Source organism: Woeseia oceani, assembly GCF_001677435.1.
Lineage (GTDB): Bacteria > Pseudomonadota > Gammaproteobacteria > Steroidobacterales > Woeseiaceae > Woeseia > Woeseia oceani.
Genome location: NZ_CP016268.1, coordinates 3,626,413 through 3,651,987, shown reverse-complemented (window position 1 = coordinate 3,651,987; position 25,575 = coordinate 3,626,413). Strand labels below are relative to the sequence as shown.

Annotated in this window: 22 protein-coding genes; 13 read left to right on the top strand and 9 right to left on the bottom strand. The window is 58.1% G+C overall.

What is annotated here, in order from left to right; translation table 11 throughout:
• Positions 1-9: 9 nt before the first annotated feature.
• Positions 10-2,100, bottom strand: a complete 2,091-nt coding sequence (locus BA177_RS16480) for a TonB-dependent receptor (protein WP_068618020.1) — start codon at positions 2,098-2,100, stop codon at positions 10-12.
• 333 nt (positions 2,101-2,433) lie between these two features.
• Between BA177_RS16480 and BA177_RS16475 the strand changes: the two genes are divergently transcribed.
• From BA177_RS16475 to BA177_RS16460, 4 genes are read left to right on the top strand one after another with little or no spacing between them, the layout of a single operon-like run.
• Positions 2,434-3,681, top strand: coding sequence for an imelysin family protein (locus tag BA177_RS16475; protein ID WP_068618018.1), 1,248 nt, complete (start codon positions 2,434-2,436; stop codon positions 3,679-3,681).
• Positions 3,668-5,065 carry a di-heme oxidoreductase family protein gene (locus BA177_RS16470; protein WP_068619556.1) on the top strand — a complete coding sequence of 466 codons (1,398 nt, stop codon included), beginning with the start codon at positions 3,668-3,670 and terminating at the stop codon, positions 5,063-5,065. Before BA177_RS16475 ends, BA177_RS16470 begins: the two co-directional genes overlap by 14 nt.
• Complete coding sequence (locus BA177_RS16465) at positions 5,062-6,171, top strand: imelysin family protein (RefSeq protein WP_068618016.1); 1,110 nt, start codon at positions 5,062-5,064, stop codon at positions 6,169-6,171. The genes BA177_RS16470 and BA177_RS16465 overlap by 4 nt, the downstream gene beginning before the upstream one ends.
• A complete protein-coding gene (locus BA177_RS16460) occupies positions 6,161-7,255 on the top strand; it encodes a DUF1513 domain-containing protein (protein WP_082990199.1) in 1,095 nt (364 codons plus the stop codon). Before BA177_RS16465 ends, BA177_RS16460 begins: the two co-directional genes overlap by 11 nt.
• A 137-nt stretch (positions 7,256-7,392) precedes the next feature.
• Here BA177_RS16460 and BA177_RS16455 read toward each other — a convergent pair whose 3' ends face one another.
• A complete protein-coding gene (locus BA177_RS16455; RefSeq protein WP_068618014.1) occupies positions 7,393-8,766 on the bottom strand; it encodes a DUF4397 domain-containing protein in 1,374 nt (457 codons plus the stop codon).
• Between the two features lie 195 nt (positions 8,767-8,961).
• Between BA177_RS16455 and BA177_RS16450 the strand changes: the two genes are divergently transcribed.
• On the top strand, positions 8,962-10,098 hold the full coding sequence (locus BA177_RS16450) for a PQQ-dependent sugar dehydrogenase (RefSeq protein ID WP_068618012.1): 1,137 nt from the start codon (positions 8,962-8,964) through the stop codon (positions 10,096-10,098).
• 136 nt (positions 10,099-10,234) lie between these two features.
• On the opposite strand, the gene BA177_RS16445 is transcribed toward BA177_RS16450, so the two are convergent.
• Positions 10,235-10,942, bottom strand: a complete 708-nt coding sequence (locus tag BA177_RS16445) for an SIMPL domain-containing protein (protein ID WP_068618010.1) — start codon at positions 10,940-10,942, stop codon at positions 10,235-10,237.
• Positions 10,943-11,220: 278 nt separating this feature from the next.
• Between BA177_RS16445 and BA177_RS16440 the strand changes: the two genes are divergently transcribed.
• On the top strand, positions 11,221-11,775 hold the full coding sequence (locus tag BA177_RS16440) for a DUF924 family protein (RefSeq protein ID WP_068618008.1): 555 nt from the start codon (positions 11,221-11,223) through the stop codon (positions 11,773-11,775).
• Between the two features lie 125 nt (positions 11,776-11,900).
• Positions 11,901-13,409 carry a sodium:solute symporter family protein gene (locus tag BA177_RS16435; protein ID WP_068618005.1) on the top strand — a complete coding sequence of 503 codons (1,509 nt, stop codon included), beginning with the start codon at positions 11,901-11,903 and terminating at the stop codon, positions 13,407-13,409.
• A gap of 102 nt (positions 13,410-13,511) precedes the next feature.
• Here BA177_RS16435 and BA177_RS16430 read toward each other — a convergent pair whose 3' ends face one another.
• Entirely contained in the window at positions 13,512-13,940 is a 429-nt protein-coding gene (locus BA177_RS16430; protein ID WP_068618004.1) for a hotdog fold thioesterase, read from the bottom strand.
• A gap of 205 nt (positions 13,941-14,145) precedes the next feature.
• Here BA177_RS16430 and BA177_RS16425 point away from each other — a divergent pair, with 205 nt between their 5' ends.
• Positions 14,146-14,871, top strand: a complete 726-nt coding sequence (locus BA177_RS16425) for an SIMPL domain-containing protein (RefSeq protein ID WP_156762871.1) — start codon at positions 14,146-14,148, stop codon at positions 14,869-14,871.
• 148 nt (positions 14,872-15,019) lie between these two features.
• On the opposite strand, the gene BA177_RS16420 is transcribed toward BA177_RS16425, so the two are convergent.
• The 3 genes from BA177_RS16420 to rnk all read right to left on the bottom strand — a co-directional run bounded on the left by BA177_RS16420 (position 15,020) and on the right by rnk (position 17,438).
• Positions 15,020-15,250, bottom strand: a complete 231-nt coding sequence (locus BA177_RS16420; RefSeq protein ID WP_068618000.1) for a rubredoxin — start codon at positions 15,248-15,250, stop codon at positions 15,020-15,022.
• Positions 15,251-16,021: 771 nt separating this feature from the next.
• A complete protein-coding gene (locus BA177_RS16410; RefSeq protein WP_068617996.1) occupies positions 16,022-16,879 on the bottom strand; it encodes a LysR family transcriptional regulator in 858 nt (285 codons plus the stop codon).
• Between the two features lie 142 nt (positions 16,880-17,021).
• The gene (gene rnk, locus BA177_RS16405; protein ID WP_068617994.1) at positions 17,022-17,438 is read right to left on the bottom strand and encodes a nucleoside diphosphate kinase regulator; all 417 of its coding nucleotides are present in this window, start codon (positions 17,436-17,438) and stop codon (positions 17,022-17,024) included.
• Between the two features lie 212 nt (positions 17,439-17,650).
• Here rnk and hemN point away from each other — a divergent pair, with 212 nt between their 5' ends.
• The 5 genes from hemN to BA177_RS16380 all read left to right on the top strand — a co-directional run bounded on the left by hemN (position 17,651) and on the right by BA177_RS16380 (position 23,834).
• On the top strand, positions 17,651-19,045 hold the full coding sequence (hemN, locus tag BA177_RS16400) for an oxygen-independent coproporphyrinogen III oxidase (RefSeq protein ID WP_068617992.1): 1,395 nt from the start codon (positions 17,651-17,653) through the stop codon (positions 19,043-19,045).
• 37 nt (positions 19,046-19,082) lie between these two features.
• Positions 19,083-19,835: a helix-turn-helix domain-containing protein gene (locus BA177_RS16395; protein ID WP_068617990.1), complete on the top strand. Its 753-nt coding sequence runs from the start codon at positions 19,083-19,085 to the stop codon at positions 19,833-19,835.
• A 76-nt stretch (positions 19,836-19,911) separates the two neighbouring features.
• On the top strand, positions 19,912-22,194 hold the full coding sequence (locus tag BA177_RS16390) for a nitric-oxide reductase large subunit (protein WP_068617988.1): 2,283 nt from the start codon (positions 19,912-19,914) through the stop codon (positions 22,192-22,194).
• A gap of 21 nt (positions 22,195-22,215) precedes the next feature.
• Positions 22,216-22,650 (top strand): SirB2 family protein, encoded by a 435-nt coding sequence (locus tag BA177_RS16385; protein WP_197493180.1) that lies wholly within the window; start codon positions 22,216-22,218, stop codon positions 22,648-22,650.
• Positions 22,647-23,834, top strand: coding sequence for an NnrS family protein (locus BA177_RS16380; RefSeq protein ID WP_068617985.1), 1,188 nt, complete (start codon positions 22,647-22,649; stop codon positions 23,832-23,834). Before BA177_RS16385 ends, BA177_RS16380 begins: the two co-directional genes overlap by 4 nt.
• Here BA177_RS16380 and BA177_RS16375 read toward each other — a convergent pair.
• A complete protein-coding gene (locus tag BA177_RS16375; RefSeq protein ID WP_068617983.1) occupies positions 23,831-24,895 on the bottom strand; it encodes a S66 peptidase family protein in 1,065 nt (354 codons plus the stop codon). The two genes, BA177_RS16380 and BA177_RS16375, sit on opposite strands and share 4 nt — an antisense overlap.
• Before the next feature lie 192 nt (positions 24,896-25,087).
• Positions 25,088-25,516, bottom strand: a complete 429-nt coding sequence (locus BA177_RS16370; RefSeq protein ID WP_197493178.1) for a copper resistance protein NlpE — start codon at positions 25,514-25,516, stop codon at positions 25,088-25,090.
• Positions 25,517-25,575: the final 59 nt, after the last annotated feature.

The following is a 25,575-nucleotide window of genomic DNA, read 5'->3' as shown; positions in this document are numbered from 1 at the left end:
CAGCCAGCTTCAGAATTCTACGCGGTAGGAAAACCGAATCGTGCGGCCATGACCTTTGAAATTCCTGTCGTTATTGCCGAGCGTTTGCGAATAGTAAGTGAAGTAGTCCTTGTTCGTCAGGTTCTGAGCACCAATCTGCACGACGCCGTTGCCCAACTGAATGTCGCTGCTGAGATCGAGTGTGGTGTAGCCATCAAATTCTGAACTGCTTGCGCCGGCAGCATCCCTAAATGTCCGGTCTAGCAGATGGTTGATCTGCAAACGTGTACTTACGCGGTCCGTCCAGCTTCTTTCCCAGCTAAGATTGACCCGGTCAGGCGTTGCATTCGCGCCAGCGAGATCAGTATCCACCCGGCCGTCATCGTTCGAATCGTATTCACCATCGGTGTGGGCATAGCGCAGGTCAATAATGTCCGTGCCGCTGGCTTGCCAGCGCAGACGCAGTTCAATGCCGTCTATCTCCATTTTCTCCCGCTGCACCATGTAGATGCCGTCGCTGTTCAGCTGCAGGCGTTGACCGAAATCGGACTCGGAAGTGTAGTAACTGAATTGCATCGAGGTCGTATCGGTGCTGTGCTCGATACCGAATTCAGCATTGTTGGTGACAATGGGTGTCAGATTCAGAAAAGATTCAACACTTTCTCCGGGCGTATTGATGCCCCGCAATACGCGGCCAACATCGGGCATTGAGAATCCTTCCGATGCATTGGCGAACACTCGCAGCCGCTCCGTGGCTTTGTAAACCGCGCCGATGTTCATCAGTGTCTCGGAAAAGTCCGGTTTACCCCCGGCAACGAACTGGCCGCCGTTGTAGGAGGCGAGGGTCGTGAAGTCATCCACCTTAAGGTCGGCGATTTCGTGGCGCACACCCGCCGTCACTGTCAGGCGTTCAATGCCGGAAAACTCAGCCTGCGCGAACAACGAAGTGTTGCGATAGTTCGATTCCGGGACCCATGCGCGGCCGGTCAGAGCGAGGACTTGTGTAGTCTTGTCCTGCAGCAAATCGAAGCCGTACACGAGGCTCACGGGTGCGCCGCCGATGTTGCCTGTCGCGAGAGTCAGTTTTGCACCGGCCTTCTCTGATTCGTTCTGAGATTGATCAAATATGTCCGTGCCGAGCGCCGGATCCTGAAAGGTTGCAAATATGCCGCCACCGTACGTGCCAGCAAAACTTTGCCGGAAAACCTGCAGGCGCAGTGACTGGCCAAACAGGTCTTCGTTCGCATAGAGGGCGCTGACCATGCGCACATCATTGGTTGGTGCTATGCCGGGGACGGTACCTTCTTCTGCTGTGGTGGGTATTCCGCTGGCGATATCGCCGGGAATTGCGAGCCAGTCATTGTTACCCGCCAGCTCGAAATCATTGACGGTCAGTTCCAGGCGTTGGTCCTGCCAGTTGTACCCACCTTTGACAAACACGTTAAGCATGTCGGCGTCCATGGTGTCGCCCTGGGTATTGTCGAAGCCGATGACGCGCCCGTCTGGGTCGTACGCTATGCCGCTCTGCCGGTAGGCGACACTGGCCATTACATCAACGGCATCAAAGCGGCCTGACACGCTGTAATTCACGCCAAAGCCGAGACTGTCTGAAGTATTTTCATCTTGCAGGGTTGTATCCACGCGCAAGCTTTGTTGCAGCGTGTCGCTGGGTCTTTTCGTAATCAGATTGATGATTCCACCCGACGCACCGAGGCCGTGTATGGCGTTGGCACCATGGATGACTTCGACGCGCTCGATCATCAATGGGTCAATTGTGTAGGCATCGCGCGAACCGTCGCGTAATGGGTTGGATTGGGGCACGCCATCGACCAGATAGAGCGGATCGCGACCGCGCAGGCTTTCACCGGCACTGGTCAGTTTCTGCCGGCTTGGTGAGAAACTTGGAATCAGATTGCCGAGTACGGTCGACAGATCGCCGCCGACATTGAGCTGCTGTTGCAGGTCGGTCTCGTCGATGACGGTAACGGTGTTCGGTATCGTGTTGCGCGGTTTCTCCGCGCGACTCGCCGTGACCACTATTTCTTCGGCTTCAGCCAACTGCGCGGTGGCGGCCATCGGGGCCAGCGAAAAGGTAACGATCAGTGCTGCACGGAAGAGCATGTTGAAACTCCCAGTCGGGTCAGTGGTGCGGTTGTTGGACAGATTCGGGTAAGGGCGTCAGCGGCGCCTTAAGCCGCTAAAGCTATCAATAATGATAATCATTATCAATTGCAATGACGGCCTGGTCCGGTGGCGGCAAGGCCGTACAGTCGAAGCAAGATCTGGCGCCGGGGCGCTGACTGGCCCGCAGATATAGCCCGGACGGGCGGCGGGAGCGGCCGGAACTCGCTATCTTCTATATACATATCAGTTGCTTATGTATTTGTTGATAATGATTCTTATTTCACCTACTCTTGTCGTCCCTTAAGCCTCCGCCCGGCGGAACCTCGAACCATGAATGCCCTGCGAACCGCCCTACTTCTTATGCTGGCCGGCTCCGCGCTAACGCCGGCTTACGCGATCACTCACGAGCAGGTGCTCACCACTTACGCGAACATTGCACACGCGGTCTACGAAGACAGCGCCAAATCCGCGCGCACCTTGCAGACAAAAATCGACCGTTTTCTGGCGGCGCCGGACGAAGCTGGTCTGGCTGATGTGAGGCAGGCGTGGATTGCAGCACGTGTGCCGTACCAACAAAGTGAAGTCTTTCGCTTCGGCAATGCCATCGTCGATGACTGGGAGGCGCAACTGAATGCCTGGCCGCTGGATGAAGGACTCATTGATTACGTCGCCGACAGCTATCAGCCGCAGTTAGGCAATCCTGGTGGGCAACTGAATATCATCGCCACGCAGTCGGTGCAGCTCGGCAACACCAAACTGGACCTCAGCACGCTCGAGCCGCAGTTGTTGGCCAGTCTCAACGAACTTGGCGGTTCCGAAGTCAACGTCGCCACCGGCTACCACGCCATAGAGTTCTTGCTGTGGGGGCAGGATCTGAACAGCACGGCGGCCGGTGCTGGCGAGCGACCGTACACCGATTTCCTGCCTGGCGAGGGATGCACGCACGGTCATTGCGAGCGTCGCGCGGAATACTTGCGCACCGTCACTGACCTGCTGGTTTCGGATCTCGAATACATGGTTGGCCAGTGGGCGCCGGATCAGGACGACAACTACCGGCAGGAGTTGCTTGCTCTCGAAGGCAATGCCGGTTTGACCCGCATGATATTTGGTATGGGCAGCCTCGCATTAGGCGAGTTGGCCGGCGAGCGCATGAAGGTGGCACTCGAAGCCAATTCGCCGGAAGACGAACACGATTGCTTCAGCGACAACACGCACTGGTCACATTTCCACAATGCCCTGGGAATTCGCAATGTCTATATCGGCGAATACCGGCGAATTGACGGTAAGCGGGTGACTGGCCCGTCGCTTGCGGCACTGGCCGCGGAAGCTGATCCGGCCATTGATCGTCAGGCGCGCCAGGCCATGGAAAGCACCGAGCAGGCCTTGCAAGCGATGGTCGACAAGGCTGAAGCTGGCATGAAGTTCGACCAGATGATCGCACCGGCGAATGCCGAGGGGCGTCGGATCATCAACGCCGCAATCGATGCGCTCGTCGTTGAAACTGACGCACTGACCCGAGTGGCGCGCGCGATTGGAATCGACAACCTCACTCCGGACAACGCCGATCACACTTTTTAAAGTCAATCCGTGGAGCGCGGGCCTGCTCCTGCTGGCAGGTGCCGCCGTGGCATCGACGCCAGAGTTCCTCGAGGCGAGCGGCGGTGATGCTTCCGTAAGGAACGCCACACGCAATGCGTTCTCGCTGCCATCGGGCAATATGCCGTTGCGGGAACGGCTCGATTTCTCGGTCGGCAACAGCTTCTTCCGCAATGCCTGGGTAATCGCGCCAGCAAGTACTGATGCACGCGACGGTCTGGGAGCGCTCTACAACACGAACGCCTGTCAGAATTGCCACATCAAAGACGGCCGGGGGCATCCACCGGAACGCGCGGGCGACAACGCCGTTTCCATGCTCATACGACTCAGCATTCCGCCAACCAGCGAGGATGCACGGCAACTGCAGCAGGATGGCAGTGTTGGCGATCCGGTGTACGGCGGCCAGTTGCAGGATTTCGCCGTTCCCGGCGTTGCCGCTGAAGGACAGGTCCGCATCAGCTACGAAGAACATACTGTGGAATTGAACGGCGAGCCGGCGATTACGTTGCGTCGTCCCACGCTGCATATTGAAGAGCTGGGTTACGGCCCCCTGCACGAGGCGGTGATGACCTCGGCCCGTATCGCACCGCCGATGATAGGGCTCGGCTTGCTCGCCGCCATACCTGAAGAAACGCTGCAAGCATTGGCTGACCCGGATGATCGGGATGGCGATGGCATTTCCGGCCGCATTAACACGGTGTGGGATGTGGCTAAGCAACGCCAGGCCACCGGTCGTTTCGGCTGGAAAGCCGGACAACCAACGCTGGAGCAGCAGAACGCGGCTGCTTTCAATGGCGACATGGGCATAACCACGCGTTTGTTCACCGCTGCCAATTGCACGGCTGCGCAGCAGGATTGCCAGCAACAAGCGTCTGGTGGCGACCCGGAAGTCAGTGCAGAAATACTGCGGCAGGTAACGTTTTACAGCCGCAATCTTGCGGTACCGGCCCGCCGCGACGCCGGCAGTCCCGAGGTCAGGCGTGGCATCGAGGTATTCAGCGACAGTGGTTGCGGTGCTTGTCACGTGCCAGGGCTCACTACCGGTAAGGCGGACGACGCCTGGCTTGCCAATCAACAAATAGCGCCGTACACGGATCTGTTGCTGCATGACATGGGCGAAGGTCTGGCAGATAACCGTCCTGAATTCGAGGCCAGTGGCAGCGAATGGCGTACTCCGCCGTTGTGGGGAATCGGCCTGACCAGGACTGTCGGTGAGCGGGCGTATTACCTGCATGACGGCCGGGCGCGAACGCTGCTGGAAGCCATACTGTGGCACGGTGGAGAAGCGCAGGCGTCGCGCGACGCCGTAGTGGCAATGTCTCCGGTTGAGCGCAAGGCACTCCTGCGGTTCTTGGAGTCGTTGTGACGAGAACAACAGGCATCGCTGTCTTGATCGCCAGCCTGCTTGCTGCCTGCAGTGCGCCGGTTCCCGAGGAAGTCCGTCTGCTGCAAACCGTCACTCAGCAGGCAATACTTCCCTTGCACAGCGATTTTGCAACGGCGGCTCGCGACTTGCGGGACGATGTGCAAGCCTTTTGCGCGGCGCCTGACGCCAATGCGTACGAGCAGGCGCAGAACGCCTGGCGTACGGCCATGTACGACTGGCAACGCTTGCAGGTGGTCAGCTTTGGTCCGGTAACCATCGACAATCAGGCCTGGCGGGTACAGTTTTGGCCGGATCGCAATAATCTTGTTCGGCAGAAAATCGAGAGTCTGCTCGCCAATGGGGAGGCGCTGACCGCCGCAAGACTTGAAGCGGACAGCGTCGTGATACAGGGGCTCTCTGCTGCCGAGTATTTGCTGTTTGATGAACAGGGTGGGGCACTGCCGGTTTATCTTGCCGTTGATCCAGCAGCCGCGCGCCGGTGCGATCTCTTGCAGCTGATAAGCGACCATACGTTGGGCGTCGCTACCCGCCTCACTGACGGTTGGGCAGAAGAGGGTGCTGACTACGCGGCCGTGTTCACGGCGCCGGGTGCCGACAATCCCGAGTTTGCCGAACCTGCCGACGCACTTGCGACACTATTCGACAGTATTCTTGCCGCACTTGAAGTTGCAAAGAACGACAAGCTGGCTGAAGCGTCAGGCTTTCGTAACGAATTGGGCATCGCGCAACCGTACGCGGTTGAAGCCTGGCGATCGCGTTACTCTTTGCCGCTGATAGCAGCAACCATCGACGGCGCGCGCCTGCTGTACAACGGCGGGCAGGAATCCACTGCATTCGGCATCGGTGACTTACTGCGCACAAAGGGCGCGACCGAACTGGCCGATACTGTTGAACAACAATTTGCCGCCGTTCAGGCCGCGACGCCGGACGGCCTGGTATTGTTCGATGCTGTCAATCTGCCTGAACACACGGCTGAACTGACGGATTACTACGCTGCCTTGACGTCACTGGTACAAACGCTCAAGAACGAGGTGCCGCCAGTGCTTGGTATCACCCTCGGCTTCAACGACAAAGATGGCGATTGACCGGCAACGCCGCGGACTGCTGCTTGGCTGCGGTGCGGCTGCCGCCAATGCGCTTGCCTGGCGTTACTTCGGGCCCAACAAACAACTCCTGCTCTCCGCTTGTGATGACCGCGATGGTCAGCATTTTCTCGCGGCAATCGACAGCAATGGCAAGCTGACGTACCGCATTCCCGTACCGCATCGTGCACACGATATCGTCATGCTGTCGGCGCAACGGGCAATGTACATCGGGCGTCGCCCGGCCCCGGTGGCGTACGTGGTCGACATCGACGCGGGTGCATTGGTGCGAACACTGCACAGTCCGGCTGGCCGGCATTTTTACGGTCACGGTGCGCTGGCCGCGGATGGCTTGTTATACACCAGCGAAAACGCCTTTGAAGATCGCCGCGGAATGATTGCCGTTTGGGATACCAATGATGACTTTCGTCGCCTTGGCGAATTCGATTCCGGTGGTGTCGGACCACACGACATGGCCTTTTTAAGCGACGGCAAAACCCTGGTCGTCGCCAATGGCGGCATAGAAACTCACCCGGATAGTCAGCGGGAGAAACTGAATATCCCGACGATGCAGCCCTCGCTGGTTTACCTCGATTGCGCAAACGGCCAGACCATTGAACGCTATTTCCCTGATGATCACCTGATGAGTCTGCGCCACCTTGCGGTTACCGCGGAGGATCGGGTGATCATCGGCGTTCAGTACGAAGGTGATGAATCCGCCATTGTTCCGTTGCTGTTGACGCATCGTGGTGAGGACCGGCTGCAATCCGCTCTGGCAGGACCGGCCGTCTGGCGCAGTCACCGCAACTACATTGCCAGTGTGGCCGCCAGCCATGATGGCCGTTACGCCATGCTGACGGCGCCGCGCGGTGGCCTCGCGTCGATGTGGAACCTGTCGACGTTGGAGCAGGAAGGCCAGTGGCGTATCCGCGATGTCGCCGGCATTAGCAGTACGCCGGACGGGGAGATCAAGCTGAGCAATGGCTATGGGCAGTTGTTCAGTGTCCGGGCCGAGCCCGGTTCCTCGGCGCTGCACCGCGACGGCAATTTCGCGGAACGCTGGGATAACCATTTGTTGCTGGTCTAGTACCCGGTCGATCGGGTGGTCGAAAAGGCCGCTGCGGTTAACGCCACCGCACTCGCGCCGCCACCCACGGGGTTCTGTCGAGCGAAAAAAAAACCCCGCCCAAAGGCGGGGTTCGGAATGGCGCCCAAGCATGCGTATCAGGGGGCGACAAAATCGTCCATCAGAATCAGCCCCAGCGGCGCGCCACCACCCGCTGCATCGCGGGCAATCGCCGTGTACACACCACCGCCAGCGATCGAAATTGCCGCTGGGCCAATCGCCGCTGTCTTGCTGCCGGCAGCCGTCACCGTCACTTCGTAGTCACCCGGTACGAGCGACAGGAAGCCGGTATTGGCCTGAAACGGAATGTCGCTGAGCGTGGGATCGACGGTATTGATGTCGGTTTGCGGTGCCGTCACGTAGATATCGACATCACCCGCAGCGGGCGAGGCATGGATAATTCGTACCTTCGACTCAGTTGCAACCGGCCGCGGATCATCAATCGCGAGCAGTGGTGCAATGCTGACCAGGTTGTCGACTGCCAGCACGTTGTAACGCAGACCGGCCATCAGCTCGAGATCCACGTTAATTGCGATAACACTCTGAGTTGCTGCGTCGGTGACCTTTATGTTGTAGGTAGCGGGCGGCACGCTCACGAACGGAGTGAACTCCGGAAACGCCAGCGCCGGGACCAGCGGGTTGGCGAAATCATCGTTCACGACGACATCGACATCCGGTGCGTCAGGTGACGCATGCACAACGCGCACGTCGGCGCTCGTGCGCACGTCCAGCAGTTCGCTGGAGCCGGTGCCATCCTGGAGTACCAGGCTGACCGGCGCGGGACCCGTCAAGGTGTTTTCCACGGCGGTGATCAAGAGGTTCGCACCGTCAGTCAGCGCGATTGTGCCGGAATCGAATGCCAGTGCGGTCGGATCACCAGCGACAGTAACTCTGACCTGGTAGTCACCAGCCGTCACGTCGACGGGCCCCAGGTCGCCGCCGAAGTCGAAGGTGCCAACCGGGGCGCTGGCGCTGAGATCGGCGCCGGGTGGCGTCAGGTAGACATCAACAGGACCCGCGAGCGGTGCGCCATGCACGACACGCAGTCGGGTTGATCCTGCCGGTACCGCTGTATCCGGTTGCTCGAGTACCAGCGGCATAATATTGGCAACGTCACCAATTGCGAGCACGCTGTAACGCGTATTGGCCGCGAACGGCAATTGCACAGGACCGATTACCGTCGTGGCCCCATCTGGCAGGATGCCATCGATCTGCACTGTGTAGACGTTGTTCGGCAAGGTCAGAATTCCGGTCCCGGTCTTGTAGTCAACGCCGTTGATCTCGGTGCTGCTGACGCGAATGTTCACCGCAGGTGCATCTGGCGATGCGTGCAGAATCTGTACCGATGCGTTGCCCTGAACCGCTGGCGGCAGTGGCGTCGCGGTATTGCCGGAGTCTGTCGAGCTGCCGCTGCTGCAGCCGGCAAGCGCAAACAGGAAAAGAGGTATTGCGATGCGTAGGAAATTGCTCATGTTGCTGTCCTCGAAATCGTCGAACCAAACAAGGGACAGCTATTCTCGAGGTAGCCACGGCTGAAAGGGTGACGCAGCCGTACCAGATTGTTTCGGTTTGTAACACGGCCGCGAATGGCAAATTGAGGCCCGCAGAACTTCTCTATACTCTGTGTTGTCTCTAACAAAACAACGAATTGCACCCGAGGTTTGCCCATGAACAGATTCTTAACTATCGCGGCGCTTGCATTGCTTTCCGTGTCGAGTGCGCACGCGCAATCGGACCGGCCTTTCAATGTTGAGGTGGTCGCAGATTTCAATGAGCCGTGGGCTCTGGCGTTCTTACCGGATGGCCAATTCCTGGTTACCGAGAAGACCGGCAATTTGATCGTTGCCAGTCAGGACGGCAGTAAATCCCGGCCGATCTCGGGCGTGCCGGACGTTGACTACTATGGCCAGGGCGGCTTGGGTGACGTTGTGCTGCACCCGGACTTCGCGAACAACAGCCTGGTTTATCTCAGCTACGCGGAAGCCGGCATTGGCAACACACGTGGTGCAGCGGTTGCCCGCGGCGTACTCAATCTGAGTGATCGCGGTGCGGCACTCTCTGACGTCGAGGTTATCTGGCGTCAGCACCCCAAGGTTTTTGATTACGGACACTATGGGCATCGTTTGTTGTTCGACGATGACGGTTATCTCTGGGTATCGTCAGGTGATCGGCAAAAATTCCTGCCTGCGCAGGACATGCAGTCGAACATCGGCAAGATACTCAGGCTGCACGACGATGGCACCGTGCCGGACGACAACCCCTATGTGGATTACGTAAACGAGAACCCACTGCTTGCCGGCACCAGCGTGCACAGCGAAATCTGGTCGCTGGGGCACCGCAATCCGCTGGGTATCGCATTCGACCTTAACGGCCAACTCTGGAATATCGAGATGGGGCCGGCGGGCGGCGATGAGCTCAATGCCGTGCAACGCGCCACCAATTACGGGTACCCGATCGTGTCCAATGGCGACCACTACAATGGCCGGGAAATTCCCGACCACGACACCCGCCCGGAATTCGCGAAACCGGCGATCTGGTGGACACCGGTGATTTCGCCCGGTGACCTTACCCTTTACGACGGCAGTTTATTTGCTGCGTGGCGCGGCAACCTGCTGGTTGCCGGCCTGTCGTCGCAAGCCATCATCCGTATCGAAGTGGACGGCACGAATGCGCGTGAAGTCGAGCGGTACAACATGGGTGCACGCATACGAAATATCACGCAGGGACCGGACGGCGCCTTGTGGGTACTGGAAGATGAGCGTGCTGATAGCACAGGCCGGCTGTTGCGCCTGACCCCGAAGTAGTTTCAGCGCTTGATGGTCTGAAGGCCAGGGCCGGGATAGAGCCTCTTATCCCGGCCTTGCCGCGTTTTACCGGCAAACGCTGAAAGTGGCGCTTGTTCTGCGTCTCTGGCGCAGAACGCGATCCCGGCACTGCCTGTTAATCGACGAGGTAATAACTGATCGTTGATACGACGCGCACCTTTTTAATATGCGGGTTGTTGCTGTCGCGGTCGCTGATCTGGAACTGACCCTGATTGGCATTGCGGATACGGCCCAGGCGACTGGCGCTGTCTTCGGCAAATTTTGCCGCCACTTCACGCGCATTGCGCGTCGCCTCTTCAATCATCGCTGGTTTCAGGTCGTTCAGGCCGTTAAACAGGTACTGGGTCTGAAAGTTGTAGTCATTCTGATTGAGAACGATGCCGGCTTTACCCAGTGCCGCCAGTTCCTGTCCAGCATTACGTACCGTTTCGATTTTTGACGTGAAGACGGTGATGACCTGCGTTACTGAATAACGAAAGCGGGTATTCGGGTCCGAATAATCCCGTGCCAAGCGGTCCACAACACTGGGTGCGCTGACGCTGATCTCATCCTCTATGAACCCGTTCTCGCGCAGAAACGTTTGAACCTGCGCGCCCTGTTTCTCAATTGCGATGAACAACGGCTCGAGTTCGTTGCCGGCAACCATGATCTGCATGGGCCAGATGGCGGTATCCGCCATGACATCGCGTTCGGCCAGTCCTTTGACTTCGACACTGCGCTCCAGTGCGCGTGCGCTGACAAAACCGTCACCAATGAAATAGCCGCCAATGGCAAGGCCGATGGCGACCAGTAGCCCGTTCAATATTCCAGCGCGTCCACTCACTCTTGTTCCTCAGGTAGTCGGTTTCGCGCGATTATAGCCGAAAGCCCGCGGCTACAGCGCCTTGAATTGTTGTCTGACAGTTCGTCCAGAATGATGGTAAGTATTTGTTTAAATTGATTAATATGCGTCCCCGAATTGCGTTGTCTACCGCTGACGGATTGCCGCGCGTTACCGTGCAAGACGCTGCGGACAAACCGCCGCGATGCACTGGTTGGTGACCTCGTATTTCTGGATAATGCCGGGCTCAGAGTCGTGAACGGAACAGGTGGCGTACCCCTATGAATGAAACAACGGCTGCCGACGTTCTGAAGTTCTGGTTCGACGACATAGAGAAAGTACGCTGGTTCAAATCGGATCCGGACTTCGACCGTGAGCTCGAAGAGCGCTTTGGCGCATTGTTGGCAGCGGCGCGAAACGGGGAACTGACTGACTGGTGCGAAACCGCCAGCGGCTACCTTGCGCTGATCATTGTTCTGGATCAGTTTTCCAGGAATATCTTTCGTGGCAGAGCGGATGCATTTGCTGCCGATGACCAGGCGCTGCAACTGACGCTGGACGGGATAGATAAAGGTATCGATGAGGAGCTGACGCTTGAACAGCGTTCGTTTTTCTATTTGCCTCTGCGACATGCCGAGGATCTGGTAATGCAACAACTCGGTCTGCGCAAGACCCGTGAGCTGAATGCCGCCGGCTATGGTTCTGACAAGTACGCTCTCAATCATCTGCAGCTAATCGAACGATTTGGGCGGTTTCCGCACCGCAACCGCGTTCTCGGGCGTGCCGATACGATTGAAGAAGCGCAGTACCTTGCGGACGGCAGCGCTGGCTTTTGAATCGCGAGTCGCGCCGCTGCTACGGCTTAAGCGGCCGGTTCTGCAACATGCGGCGATCCGGCCGTTTGTGATAGCGTAGGCGCGCGGGTCCCTCGCCTAAAACCAAACTAATAGAGAGTCGCCTGATGATTTATATCGCCGTTGTGACCACCTACGTACTTCTCTTGCTCGGCATCAGTGTTTACAAGAGCCGAACCATCAAAACGGATGAGGATTTCATGGTGGCCGGGCGCGGCGTGCCGGTGTACATGTTGATCGCGACGCTGGTTTGTACCTGGATCGGATCGGGCAGCTTGTTTGGTACGGCCGGACTGACGTTCCGCACCGGCGTGTCTGAACTCTGGTTTTCGTTCGGGGCGTGGGTCGGAATTCTCGTCGTCTACTTTATTGCCGCCCGGGTTCGGCGTATCGCGAAGTACACGCTGACGGACTTGCTGGAGAAGCGCTACAGTCAACTCGCAAAAGTGCTGGGTACTATCACCATCATTATTGCCTACATGGTGATTGCCGGCTACCAGTTCAAAGGTGGCGGTCGTTTTATCGCCATCCTGTCGGACGGTTCGGTGACGCCGGAAACCGGCATGATCGTCGCCGCTGTCCTGATCATCGGCTTCACTGTGCTGGCCGGCATGGTCTCTATCGTTTCCATTGATGTATTCAATGGCAGCATCATGCTGCTCGCCATGGTCCTGACATTGCCCTTCGCCATCTCCGGGCATGGCGGTGTGGACGCCGTCATAGCGACGATACAACAGACGGAGCCGACGCACCTTTCTGCCATGGGCGGACACGATTTCATCTGGGTGGTGGGTATCGCGCTGCCGACCTTCCTGCTGTTGATGAGCGAATCGAGCATGTACCAGAAGTTCTCGTCCGCTGACAATGCGCAGAATGCCAAGCGCGCGGTTCTGGGCATGTTCTTTGGCGTTGTGATTGTGGAAACGCTGATGATGCTTATTGCCCTGGTCGGCTTCGCCATATACGCGGACGATCCGCGGTTCTTCATGGCGGACGGTTCCGTTAACCGGGCGATGGCCGAGGAAATCATTTTGCGTATCGGGTTCGAGCAGCTGCCAGTGGTCATCGGCTCGTTGTTGCTGGCGGCCGGCGCGGCGATCGTTATTTCAACGGGCAACACCTTCCTCATGGTCACTTCAACCAATGTCACGCGGGACATTCTGCAGGCCTTCTTTTACAAGAACGCAACGTCCACCCAGGTCGTGTGGCTGCAACGCAGTTGCATCGTCGTAATCGGCATACTGGCCTACCTGATGATGAGCCAGTTTGAAACCATACTTGAGATGGCACTGATTTCTTACACGATGATTGGTGCATCGCTTGCGCCGCCACTGCTGGCGGCATTTTTCTGGAAGCGCGTCACCCGTATCGCCGGGGTTTTGTCGATCGCCTCTGGCATGCTCACTGTGATCGTGATTGCCACGCTCAACTCAGTCTTCAAGGATGGCAGCGCTAAGTTGCTGGGTATCAGTTTCCCAATGGATACCGACTACATCGCCATCCCGGCACTGATCGTTTCCGTATCGATGCTGGTGATCGTCAGTCTGTTGACGCCGAAACCACTCGACAGCGACTGGCAGGAATTCATCGACGACGCGCCGGCGTCGCGATCGTAGGCGGTGTGCGTCACTGGTAGTTCGGTTGGGCTGGGATCGGGTGCCGGCTCTGGCTGGCTGGAACAGCTGCCCAGCCGGGTGCCGCGGTCGGCAGTTGTGCTGCTAGCCGCCGTCGGGGTTGACGATGGCGACCGTCAGTCGCGCTGAGCAGACGAGCTTTGAAGCTTCGTCGACAATCTCAATGCCCCAAAATTGCATGCGGCGCCCGATTTTGAGTGGGCGCGCGATGCCCGTTACCCAGCCGCGGGTGGCGCTGCGAACGTGGCTTGCGTTGATATCCGTACCGACCGCCTGCAAGGGTTCTTCGAGTGTCAGAAAAGAGCCTACGGAGCCCATGGATTCGGCGAGTACGCAGGATGCCCCGCCGTGCAACAGACCGTAAGGTTGGCAGGTGCGTGCATCGACCGGCATCCTGGCTTTGAGAAAGTCAGGCCCGATCTCGGTGAACTCTATGCCCAGTGTTTCAACCGCGGTTCCTGAGTTAAATTGCCTGATGTTTTCCAGGTCGGGTGTTTTTTTCCAGATAGTCACTTTGATCTCGTGGTGTTGCCGACAGAACGCATAGTTTACTCGTTCCGGCAGCGCCTAACCCTGTTGGCCGTGATGGAGCGTTAATACCTCTGGCGAGCGGGATGGCAGGCGCTTTCCGGGTGTGTGGAATTTCTTCAGCGACGCACGGTCAAAGCCAGCCAGCCTGTAATTAGTATTCTTTTTCAATGGCTTGAGGAGCTAGGACGTGAAGTCAATCAATGCAACAACAGGGTTAGTCGTGTTTGCACTGGCCATTGCCAGTCTGTCCGGCACGGCAATGGCGGACAACGCCTCCGTCGGTCGCAGTATTTCGGTTGTCGGCCAGGGCGAGGCTACCGGGCAACCGGACCAGGCCCAGGTCAATGCCGGCGTGCAGACTCAGGCCGCAACGGTTGCGGAAGCGTCCCGTGAGAATCAGGAGATTGTCGAACGCATTATGCAGGCGCTGGACAAGAGTGGCATCGACAAGAAAGACATTCAGACGACGAACTACAGTATCTGGCCCGAGCAACGGCATGATCCGCGCGGTAATGGCGAGGTCGCCGTGACTGGTTATAACGTTAACAACATCGTTAACGTCACGATTTCGGATGTCGACAAGGTGGGCGCAGTACTTGCGGCGCTGACCGATGCCGGAGCGAACTCGGTGCACGGTATCAGTTTCGGTGTAAAGGATACGGCAGCTCTCGAGCAAGGTGCCCGTGCCGCGGCGATGGCGGATGCGCGCAACCGTGCAGAAGCACTGGCTGACCTGGCCGGGGTCAAACTGGGCGAGGTGCAGTCCATCTCCATGTCACTGGGCGGCGGCTACCCTATGCCGATGATGGGTGGTGCGCGATTCGCGATGGCAGAAGCGTCGGCTGTCCCGGGAATTTCTCCCGGACAACTGAGTGTGTCGGTGCAGGTACAGGTTACTTACGCGATTCGTTAGTTTGTTTCAGGCGACAACCGGCCGGGACAAGCAACGTAAGGAGCAATGTGTTTGTATCGTCGTTGCTTGTTCCGCGACTGCACGCCGCCGGTTGTAACGAGGGTTGTGCTGTTGGCATCGCCAGCCGGCATCCGCCGTTTGGCAGCCGCTAACGTTCCAGTGCCGCGACCGGTTCAAAACCAGCGCGATGTTCACCGCACATCGGGCAGCTCCAGTCGCAGGGCAAGTCCTGCCAGCGGGTACCGGGTTCGATGCCGAGCTCGGGTACGCCATCGCGTTCTTCGTAGACGAAGCAATCGACCGGGCATATCCAGGCACGAAACGGCTCGCCGGTATCAGGCGCAGGGCCGGAACCACGTACTGCTGTGCTGCTATCCATGCGTTCTAGCATCGTTGCTGCACGCGGCCGAAAAAAGACTCGGACACGCACACTTGCGGACCTTGCGAACCGGATCTACCTGGGGTGTAGCGGGAGTGATTCGCCAGGTCGGGATGCAGTGTGCAGGTGCGCGTGCCGGAGTCAGGTCGGGTGGGATGGAACACGGAATTCTGTCGCCCTTGGTGAGCAGCGAAATACGAGTAAGGTTCTGCCCTGAAGCCGCCGTGTATTGCAGGGGCGATGCCGCGGGTATTGCATCTGGCAATCCACATCAGGCTGCAGAGCAGAAGGACGGATAGCATGACCGTTAACACGAGGCCGCTCGCAGGGCGCCATGCGCCACAACAATGGTTGGCGACGTCAGGTACTTGTCTGGCCGGTCCGGATGTTCGCTGCGGTCACGCTGAATGAAATTTCGAGGCAGTCGCGCCTCAGACTGCGGGTCCCGCTTGTTCTGTTGCGGGCTCTGATACACGTCACCGGCTTCTGCCAATACTGACTGCGGCCTTTGCGTCGGCGTCTCGCGCGTATGGCTCGTCCGCGCGAGACGCAAGCGCCCGCACGGGACTTCAGGTTGTCTCGCCGTGTACGGGCAGTCAGGTTGTGGCTGTGCTGTAGGCATGTGGGCAGTATCGATGCCGGATTGGGGGCGCAATTGCCGTATGCCTACAGGTTAGGAGCCTGAATCAAATACGACAAGCGATAAAAAATGGCTCTTGATATCAATATAATCGATATTAAAGGCGCAACCGGACCTACAGTTGGCGGCGGCTAGCGTTTCGCCAGAGAGCCTGCCAGATCGCGGATCTGTGTGAGTGCGGTATCCAGTAATCCGCTTTCCGGGTTGCTTGGATACACGAGGTAGGCGGGCAATTGAAACGCGGGCGCGGAATCGACCCGGTGCAGGCGCTGGTCGGCCAGGTATTTGCTGACTGTCCGCAATGGGAAGTACCCGCAACCGCCGTGCATCAACAGGTATTCAATGCCTATCCAGCCAACATTGGCAGTCAAGCCGAAACCACTGATATCCGGAAATTGCGCCGCGTGTCGGGCCATGAATTCGGGGCCCCAGTCGACGTGCACGTAGGTATCGAGCGCAGCCGAGACGTTTTCAAGTTTGTCCGTAGATACGAGGATGAGCTCCTCCACCAACAAAGGCTCGACCGTCAGGCCGGGCCGGCTTTGCGGCGTATAGAGCACAGCAATGTCGATGCCACCTTCGACGAGCCCCAGCATCAGGTCGTCTTCGAAGCCGATCTCGGTACGCAACGCAATGTCAGGTGCTGTGTGCCGCATCGCGCCGAGCCATGGCAACAGCAGGTCTTCCCAGAGTGCAAAGCGAGCCCCGATGGTTAACGACGCACGAAACCCGTGCGGCACGCCAACCGCCTGGTGCGCGCGTTCAACCGTTCTCAGCAGTGAAACGGCGTACTTCTGAAACAACTGGCCTTCGGCGGTGAGAAAAGCGCCGGCCTTGTTACGAACAAAAAGCCGACAACCCAATTGTTGTTCCAGCGACTGGATCCGGGCACTGACAGTGGACTGGGTGACAAACAGTCGTTCCGCGGCCTTGACGAAATTGCCAGCGGATACGACTGTCAAGAAAGTGCGCGCGAGCTCTGTGTCCATTCCGGTCCTCCTGCCGCTGATCGCCAAAACAGATAGGTCAGGTCGGGCGCGTACGGTACGTTATTGGAGTTCAAGATGACCAGGCGTCGCCGATAGATGTTATTTGCGCCTGGTCTCCGGTCGCATCGTTGCCCTGCAAGGTTTACAGGTGGAAGTGGCCTTCGCGTTCTGGTTGGTAAATTATATCGACCACTTTCACGGTGGTGTTATGCCCGCCGGGTAACGGCCATTCGATGGTCTGGCCTACAGAAAGCCCAAGCAACGCACTGCCAATCGGCGCCGTAATGGAGATGACGTCGGACCGGTTGTTCTGTGTATCTTTCGGGTACACCAGGGTTAGTTCGAATACTTTGCCGGTCGGTTCGATCGCGAACTTGACCCTTGAATTCATGGTAACCACGGTGGGCGGAATGTCCTGCGGCGGCAAAATGGTCGCGCGCCGCAGCTCTTCACTCAAACCCTGGATCGTCATTGATTCGGTATCAGCCCGGCCTCGCAGCACGGCTTCAATGCGCTGCAGATCGGTGGATGACACACTGATATTTTCGGTTGTTTGCATAGCCTGGAACCTCCTTGATCGTTGCTGCTATTACCAAGCCGGGCGAAAGCCGGCAGCGCCAAGGCAACCCGGTGTTGCTTTGGGCACAATAGTAAAGGCGGGGTGATGTAGCCCATCATAGCTAAAGAAAAAAAACAGGCAAGCTCTGTCGCGAATTCTGGAGTTGATCCAGGTCAATGCGGGTAACAGGCCGCTGACTCACACTACGGCGCATGAATACTGATTGCCATTTTGATCCGGAAATGCTTCGTCGTTACAGCGAATCCGGGCCTCGCTATACGTCTTATCCCACCGCACCGCAGTTTCGCGAGGAATTCAACGCAGCCGATTTTCAGCGGCATGCCAGTAACAGCAACGCGGAACCGATACCACGCCAACTTTCGTTGTACGCGCATGTGCCGTACTGCTTCAGTCCCTGTTTCTATTGCGGATGTAACCGGGTTATCACCCGAGACGAACGTCGGGGAGAGCATTATATTGAGCGCTTGCTTCTCGAACTGGCTATGGTCGCGCCATTGTTTGCCCGCGACCGGGACGTTTGTCAGGTTCATTTCGGTGGCGGTACTCCCAATTTCCTGAAACCCGGACAACTTGGGCGAGTGCTTGCGAGCATGGGACGCCACTTTCATTTCAGCGATGCCCCAGACCGAGATTTCTCGATCGAGCTGGATCCGCGCTATGTCAGTGTCGGAGATATTGCGGAACTGGCGCAGCTGGGGTTCAACCGGGCCAGTTTGGGGGTGCAGGATTTTGACCCGGCGGTACAAGCGGCGGTCAATCGCGTTCAAAGTATCCAAGAGACGCTGGCCATTATTGAGGCATGTCACCAGTACGGAATGCGTTCCGTCAATGTCGACCTGATCTACGGACTGCCGCGACAGACCTATGCAGGTTTTTCTGCCACTCTTGACACTATAATTTCAGCAGCGCCAGGGCGAGTCGCTATTTATGGTTATGCGCACATGCCCGGTCTGTTCAAGGCGCAGAAGCAAATCCAGCCCGAAGAGTTGCCCGACCGCGAAGGTCGTCTTGGGCTGCTGACAGTGGCGATCAACAAACTCACGAGCGCCGGTTACGAATACATCGGCATGGACCATTTCGCATTGGCAACCGACGACCTTTCCCGTGCCCGGCAAGCGCGGGATCTGCACCGGAATTTCATGGGTTATACGACGCACGCGGACTGCGATCTCATAGGGCTTGGGGTCAGTGCGATCAGTCACGTGGGCGACAGCTATTCCCAGAACCCGCGCGATCTCACGAGCTGGGAAGCGGCGCTGGACAATGATCGCCTGCCGGTTTGGCGTGGTGTGTCCCTGAGTGCTGACGATATTGTTCGTGCCGAAGTCATTCAGCAACTCATGTGCGGAGCGGAAGTGCGGGTCAGGGAGATCGAGCGTCGATTCGGTATAAGCTTCAGTGATTATTTTGCCAATGAACAAGAACAGCTCGAAAGCCTGCAAGGCGACGGTCTGATCACCATCGATTCGGAGTGCATCACTGTTACATCGCGCGGCCGGTACCTGTTGCGTATAATTGCAATGTGCTTCGACCACTACCAACAACCCGTCAATACCGCGACTGCCAACTATTCGCAAGTTGTCTGATTTGGTCTGTCCGTCATTGTTCCTGCGTATCCAGAGTATGAGCACGGACCGCGAGTCGGCGCTTGGTCGAGGCATGGCCACTAATGACGGTGATGAGTATCATTTCTGCAGTACCTGCGCCTTTTCGACAGCCTGTATCGACCGCGGTTACGACAAGTCGCGGCTGCGGCAATTACATGTACTTGTCGAACACGTTGGTCCGTACCGCGCAGGCGAACACATTTTTCGTGAAGGAGATGAGTTCAATGCGCTGGCGGGCATTCGCGCCGGAACAGTCAAGACTTACGTTACCGACCTGAATGGCCGGGAGCAGGTGCAGGGCTTCTTTCTACCCGGTGAGGTGATCGGGCTCAATGCAATTTCGCAATCACGCTATCCGTGCAATGCTGTTGCTCTTGATGATGTTCTGCTATGTCGCTTCTCATTCCCCAAAATGGCGGTGCTGGCGGCAAGCATGCCCGGTTTGCAGCAACAACTTTTTCGTTTGCTGAGTGAGGACATTGGCAAGGCCGCTTTGCTGGCGGGTGATTTCACTGCCGATGAGCGGCTCGCAGCCTTTCTCCTTATTCTGTCGCGTCGCTACGAAGCACGCGGACTGTCGGCTAAGCGTTTTCGTCTGACGATGGCACGGACCGATATCGCCAACTATCTGCGACTCGCAGCGGAAACGGTCAGTCGCATCCTCAATCGCTTCCAGCATGACGGACTCATTCGTGTCGAACGACGTGAGGTCGAGCTGCTCGACTTGCCGCGATTGCGAACCGTCGCAGCGAACGTGTTGCGAAACTAAACCGCACTTGATCTGGATCAGGGCGCGTGATTGCACCGCCCGGCACGATCTCCTGCATACCGTCGGGAGATGAAAAATGAGTACGACCAAGAAACTCTGGATAGGCCTCGGCACCTTGCTTGCCGTATCCTTTGGCGTTCTGCTCTGGGTGGGTGGCGAGATCCATCGGCAGGCACCCCCTATGCCGGAACAGGTAGTCACGGAATCCGGTGACGTCGTGTTTACGCGCGCGGATATCGAACGCGGCCGCCAGGTCTGGCAATCGATAGGTGGTCAACAACTGGGCTCGATCTGGGGGCACGGTGGCTATGTTGCGCCTGACTGGACGGCTGACTGGCTGCATCGCGAAGCCGTTGCGACCCTCGATTTGTGGGCGCGCCGCGATGTCCGCAGTGGCTATGACGAGTTACCCGCGGGCCAGCAGGCGGATTTCATAGTGCGATTGCAAACGTCGATCCGCCGCAATACCTGGGATACGGACAGGGCAGAGATCACGATTGACGATGACAGGGCCGCAGCGATTGCCCTTGTCAGCAAGCACTATGACAGTCTGTTCAGTGCGGACCCGGCGACAGTAGATTTGCGTGAAGCGTACGCGATGAAGAACAACACGGTGCCGGACGCCGAGCATCGCGCAGATATGTCGGCATTCTTCTGGTGGACGGCATGGGCTGCGGTGACCGAACGTCCCGGCAAGGAAATTACCTATACCAACAACTGGCCTGCCGACGAACTGGTTGGCAATACACCGCCGACCAGTGCTTTCATGTGGACGGTATTCAGCGTGTTGTTCCTGCTCGCAGGTATTGCATTGCTGGGCTGGTATCACGCTGTTAGCGCACACACGGAAGTCGCTCCCGACAAACTGCCGGAAACAGACCCGCTTGCAGCAATCGCCGTTACGCCGTCGATGCGGGCCACAGCCAAATACTTTTGGGTGGTTATTGCGCTGTTTCTTACGCAGATATTGCTTGGCGCAATAACGGCGCACTATCAGGTGGAAGGGCAGGAGTTGTACGGCTTTGCTATCAGCGACATTCTGCCGTACTCGCTAACCCGCACCTGGCATACGCAGTTGGCGGTGCTCTGGATAGCCACGGCATGGCTCGCCACCGGCCTCTACATTGCACCCGCTATTTCCGGCCACGAACCGAGGTTTCAGCGGCTGGGTGTCAACCTGTTATGGGTCTGCCTGCTGGTAATAGTCATCGGGGCATTCGCTGGCCAGTGGTTTGCGGTCATGCAAAAGCTCGGCCTTGAACGCAATTTCTGGTTCGGACATCAGGGCTGGGAGTACGTTGATATCGGCCGGTTCTGGCAGTGGTTCCTGTTTGCGGGTCTCGGCATCTGGTTAACGTTGGTGGGTCGCGCCTTGTGGCCGGCCATTCAGCGACGTGACGAGTCGCGCTCCATCGTCAGCCTGTTCTTCCTGTCCACAGTTGCTATTGGCCTGTTCTACGGTGCGGGTCTGATGTGGAACGAGCATACTCACATGTCAATGGTGGAGTACTGGCGCTGGTGGGTAGTGCATCTGTGGGTCGAAGGCTTCTTCGAAGTGTTCGCCACTGCCGTCATAGCATTCCTGTTCACGCGGCTTGGTCTGCTCAGGGTCAGTGTGGCGACGGTTGCCGTGCTGGTCGCAACGATGGTGTTCATGGCCGGCGGTGTGCTGGGTACTCTGCACCATCTGTACTTTTCCGGCACTCCGACAGCCGTGCTGGCAATAGGGGCATCGTTCTCGGCCCTCGAAGTGGTGCCGCTGGCGTACATCGGCTTTGAGGCCTATCACACTTACCGGCACGGCAAGGCAACACCGTGGATGCAGCGCTATCACTGGCCGATCATGTTCTTCACTGCTGTTGCGTTCTGGAATCTCGTGGGTGCGGGCCTGTTCGGCTTCCTGATTAATCCGCCGTTGCCGCTCTACTACATGCAGGGGTTGAACCTGACGCCGTTGCACGGTCACACCGCATTGTTCGGCGTGTACGGCATGCTGGGAATCGGCCTGATGCTGTTTTGCCTGCGTGGAATCAAGCCGGCAGCGCACTGGAACAATGGCGCACTGAAGGCTTGCTTCTGGTCGCTGAACATAGGTCTGTCCGGCATGGCGTTGATGACCTTGCTGCCGCTCGGAATCCTGCAACTGATTGCAGCAATTGACCACGGCTACTGGTACGCGCGGTCCGCTGAGTTCATGCAGCAGCCCATTGTCGACCTGCTGGTCTGGATGCGGGTGCCCGGCGACACGTTGTTCAGCGTTGGCGCTTTATCGCTGGCCTGGTTTGTTCTTCGCCTCTGGGTCGGGCCTCGCAAAGCAAGGGCCGAACTGCCGGACAATGCGGAGCCTGCAAAACGATGACCCGCAGGGCTGCTACGCTCATTGTCGCCACGGATTGATGCACCGGTGATGGAGTTCTATCCGGATATCAAGTTTGTGCACGTAACGGCTGTGCTCGCCAGTGGCACGATATTCCTGTTGCGAGGAGTTGCACTGCAAACTGGCGGGAAATGGGCTATGGCTGCGCCGATGCGCTATCTGAGTTACAGCGTCGACACCGTGTTGCTGACTGCCGCGTTGATGTTGCTGACAATTCTGCCATCGGCACTGTATGTCAACGGCTGGCTACTGCTCAAAATCAGTTTGCTGGTGGTTTACGTTTCGCTGGGTACGTTCGCGCTCAAGAGGGGACGTACCGCACGCACTCGACTGATGTGTTTCGTTTCCGCACTGTTCGTCTATGCCTGCATGTACATGATTGCACGCACACACGATCCGTTCGGGCCGGTCCATTACTTTCAGAAATTGTTCGCATGAGCACTGATCGTTCGACCCGTTTCGTGCCGTTTTCCTACGGCTTCCGGCCATTCTTTCTATTGGCGGGTATCTACGCTGTTTTCGGCGTGCTCTCCTGGTTGTGGGTTTACCGGAGCGGGCTGATGCCGCTTGGCAGCGTCCCGTCCCAGTTCTGGCACGGCCATGAGATGTTGTACGGATTCGTCGCCGCGGCAATTGCCGGCTTTATGCTGACGGCCGTTCCGAGCTGGACGGGCAGCCGCGGCTACGCGGGCAAGCCGCTGCAGTTGCTGGTGTTTCTGTGGTTGGCCGGGCGCCTTGCTTTTCTTTTCGCCGGTAGTCTGCCGTTCTGGCTGCTCGCGGCTATCGAACTGGCGTTTGTTCCGGCGTTGATGCTGATACTTGCGCCTTCGTTGCTGCGAACCTGGAGCCGCAACACGCCGTTGCTGCTGGTGCTGTTGCTGTTCTGGGCAGGCGATGCCATGTTCATGCTGGGGTTGGCGAATTCCGAAACAGTCATGAGTGCGCGCGGCTTGCGGGTGGGGATCAACCTCGTTCTGGTTCTGCTCACCGTTATCGGTGGCCGCATAGTGCCGGCATTCACGGGCAATGCCCTGCGCGCGCACGCTGTGCCGGTGCAGATGCGCAGTAGTGCGCTACTGGACCGGTTCACTATTGTTGCCATGCTGGCTTACGCCATCGCGGACATCATTGCGCCGCTGCATAGCAACACGGGCTGGATCGCATTAATTGCAGCGCTTGCACAGTGCGTGCGTTTGAGTGGCTGGCAGGGTATGCGCACCCTGTCTCAGCCGATCGTCTGGGTGTTGCACGTTGCGTATCTTTGGTTGCCAGTAGGCCTGGCGCTGAAAGCGTTGTACCTGCTTGGCGGATTCGCCTGGGCTGCGCACTGGCAGCATGCACTCGGTGCAGGTGCCGCTGGCACCATGATTCTGGCGGTCATGACCCGGGCATCGCTCGGACATACCGGGCGGCCGCTCGTCGTAAACCGACTGACGATTGCGGCCTACGTTCTATTGGTACTGGCGGTCACAATCCGTGTTTTCGGCGCGGCGGTCTTGTCGTTGCCGTACCAGACCGTTGTCTTGCTGGCGGGCGGATTGTGGGCCGCGGCGTTTTCCTTGTTCGTTGTAGTCTACACCCCGGTGTTGCTCTTGCCGCGGTGTGACGGCAAGCCCGGTTAGCTGACGGCATGCTCCAGCAGCCGGAGCGTGCCGGCGTCCGCATCGAGCTCGGCGTTGATGCCAATGGGCACCACCGTTTGATCACTGACGTGGCCAATCATCAGGCCACTGATGAACGGAACCCCTAGCGGCTCGCACCGTTGCCGCAGAACTTCCTCTACGCTGTAGCTGTTGCCGGATACGCTGGGTACGTCGGTGAATTTACCAAAGGCCAGACCAGCGACCTGCTGCAAGCGCCCGGCAAGCCACAATTGGGTCAGCATGCGATCGATGCTGTACGGCGCTTCGCTCACGTCTTCCAGGAACAGAATTTTGTCGCGGAAGTCGGGTTCGTACGGCGTACCGATCAAGGTCGCGAGCAAACTCAGGTTGCCGCCGATCAAGCGGCCTCGTGCTTTGCCACCGACAAAGTAAGTGACGCGGTTTTCCCGTTCGACTTTCCCCGGGCCTGCCTCGAACGGCGGTGCATGACCGATAATTGCCGTGTCGCGAGGTTCGCGAACGACTTTTTCAAACTCCTGCAGCGTGTAATCCGTGTACGTTTGTCCCGCGATCGGCCCGTGAAAGCCGACCTGTCCGGTCTTGACGTGTATGGCGGTGTGCAGCGCTGTTATGTCGCTGTAACCCAGCAGCACCTTCGGGTTGTTGGCTATCACGTCGTAGTCGAGGTACGGCAGTATGCGCGGGGTACCGTAGCCGCCGCGCAGACAGAAGATGCCATCGACATCTTTATCGGCAAACATGCGATTGACGTCATCGGCGCGTTGCTGATCAGTTCCGGCCAGGTATTGATTGCGTTCGAAAAGGTATTGGCCCGTGCGCACGGAGAAGCCCAGCGATTCGATAATTTCGCTGGCGAACCGAATGTCTTCGTTCTGCTGCGTGTTGCTGGCGGGGGAGATGAGGCCGATCGTGTCGCCCTTTTTCAGGCGGCGCGGTTTCACGGGGTTCATTTGTCGCTCGCTGGCAATGCCGCCAGTGGCCTGTTGGGCAAGTGCGGCGCCACTGGAGCCGGCAACCGCGGTAGTGACCAGAGTCTGCAAAACTTTTCGACGATTCATTCAGAGCTACCCGTTTGTGCGAAAGGCCAATGGTATACCGGATCCGGCAGCGAATGCCCGTGTTGCTCGCAGCGCGGTTGTGCGGCTTGATTTGCAGTAAATAGATTGCGCGTTGTGGTCAGTTCGGCACCGTCCGCAGTCGCCAGCCGGCCCGGCGGTTCAAGCCAATGCACTGTGCTGCAGGCTGTCGCCTTAGCGGGTCTTGAGCAGCACGTAGTGAGCGGCGAGTGGGCCAGTGACTGCCTGGCCGCTCTGGTCCAGGTGTATCAGTTGATTCTCGCCCACCTTGTACGACTGCGTGGCGCCCTGTTTGCTCACCAGCTTCACAGCACTGCCGCTCGGGTTCCACTCGAACGTGCCCGTGTCCGTGAATACTTTCCCGGTCTTGCCGAGATAGCGGCTCTGTCGCGAAAACGTCCCGTCCATGTGCAGGGTTACGAGCGTGTCAATTCCTGCGCAGTCTGCACAGGGCAGGACCGCGGCGTAACTGCCCGCCCAGTCGAGAGAGATTCTGCTGTTGTGCGCCGGGTCTGCGGTGGCGGCCTCGATCGGCATCGGGCTGTCTGTCGGCTTTGGCTGAATGGCACTGCAAGCGGTCAAGGCCATGAGGCTGGCTGTCATGATAGTTTTCATACGTGGATCGTGAAACAAGCTGCCCTGTTCGTCAAAGTTTTCTCTGC

What these genes read in the sequence shown, in the direction of transcription:
- BA177_RS16475 (WP_068618018.1), top strand. Translation starts at nt 2,434, where the DNA reads ATGAATGCCCTGCGAACCGCCCTACTTCTTATGCTGGCCGGCTCCGCG.
- BA177_RS16435 (WP_068618005.1), top strand. Translation starts at nt 11,901, where the DNA reads ATGATTTATATCGCCGTTGTGACCACCTACGTACTTCTCTTGCTCGGC.
- BA177_RS16380 (WP_068617985.1), top strand. Translation starts at nt 22,647, where the DNA reads ATGAGCACTGATCGTTCGACCCGTTTCGTGCCGTTTTCCTACGGCTTC.
- BA177_RS16390 (WP_068617988.1), top strand. Translation starts at nt 19,912, where the DNA reads ATGAGTACGACCAAGAAACTCTGGATAGGCCTCGGCACCTTGCTTGCC.
- BA177_RS16440 (WP_068618008.1), top strand. Translation starts at nt 11,221, where the DNA reads ATGAATGAAACAACGGCTGCCGACGTTCTGAAGTTCTGGTTCGACGAC.
- hemN (WP_068617992.1), top strand. Translation starts at nt 17,651, where the DNA reads ATGAATACTGATTGCCATTTTGATCCGGAAATGCTTCGTCGTTACAGC.
- rnk (WP_068617994.1), bottom strand. Translation starts at nt 17,438, where the DNA reads ATGCAAACAACCGAAAATATCAGTGTGTCATCCACCGATCTGCAGCGC.
- BA177_RS16395 (WP_068617990.1), top strand. Translation starts at nt 19,083, where the DNA reads ATGAGCACGGACCGCGAGTCGGCGCTTGGTCGAGGCATGGCCACTAAT.
- BA177_RS16410 (WP_068617996.1), bottom strand. Translation starts at nt 16,879, where the DNA reads ATGGACACAGAGCTCGCGCGCACTTTCTTGACAGTCGTATCCGCTGGC.
- BA177_RS16420 (WP_068618000.1), bottom strand. Translation starts at nt 15,250, where the DNA reads ATGGATAGCAGCACAGCAGTACGTGGTTCCGGCCCTGCGCCTGATACC.
- BA177_RS16370 (WP_197493178.1), bottom strand. Translation starts at nt 25,516, where the DNA reads ATGACAGCCAGCCTCATGGCCTTGACCGCTTGCAGTGCCATTCAGCCA.
- BA177_RS16480 (WP_068618020.1), bottom strand. Translation starts at nt 2,100, where the DNA reads ATGCTCTTCCGTGCAGCACTGATCGTTACCTTTTCGCTGGCCCCGATG.
- BA177_RS16450 (WP_068618012.1), top strand. Translation starts at nt 8,962, where the DNA reads ATGAACAGATTCTTAACTATCGCGGCGCTTGCATTGCTTTCCGTGTCG.
- BA177_RS16455 (WP_068618014.1), bottom strand. Translation starts at nt 8,766, where the DNA reads ATGAGCAATTTCCTACGCATCGCAATACCTCTTTTCCTGTTTGCGCTT.
- BA177_RS16375 (WP_068617983.1), bottom strand. Translation starts at nt 24,895, where the DNA reads ATGAATCGTCGAAAAGTTTTGCAGACTCTGGTCACTACCGCGGTTGCC.
- BA177_RS16460 (WP_082990199.1), top strand. Translation starts at nt 6,161, where the DNA reads ATGGCGATTGACCGGCAACGCCGCGGACTGCTGCTTGGCTGCGGTGCG.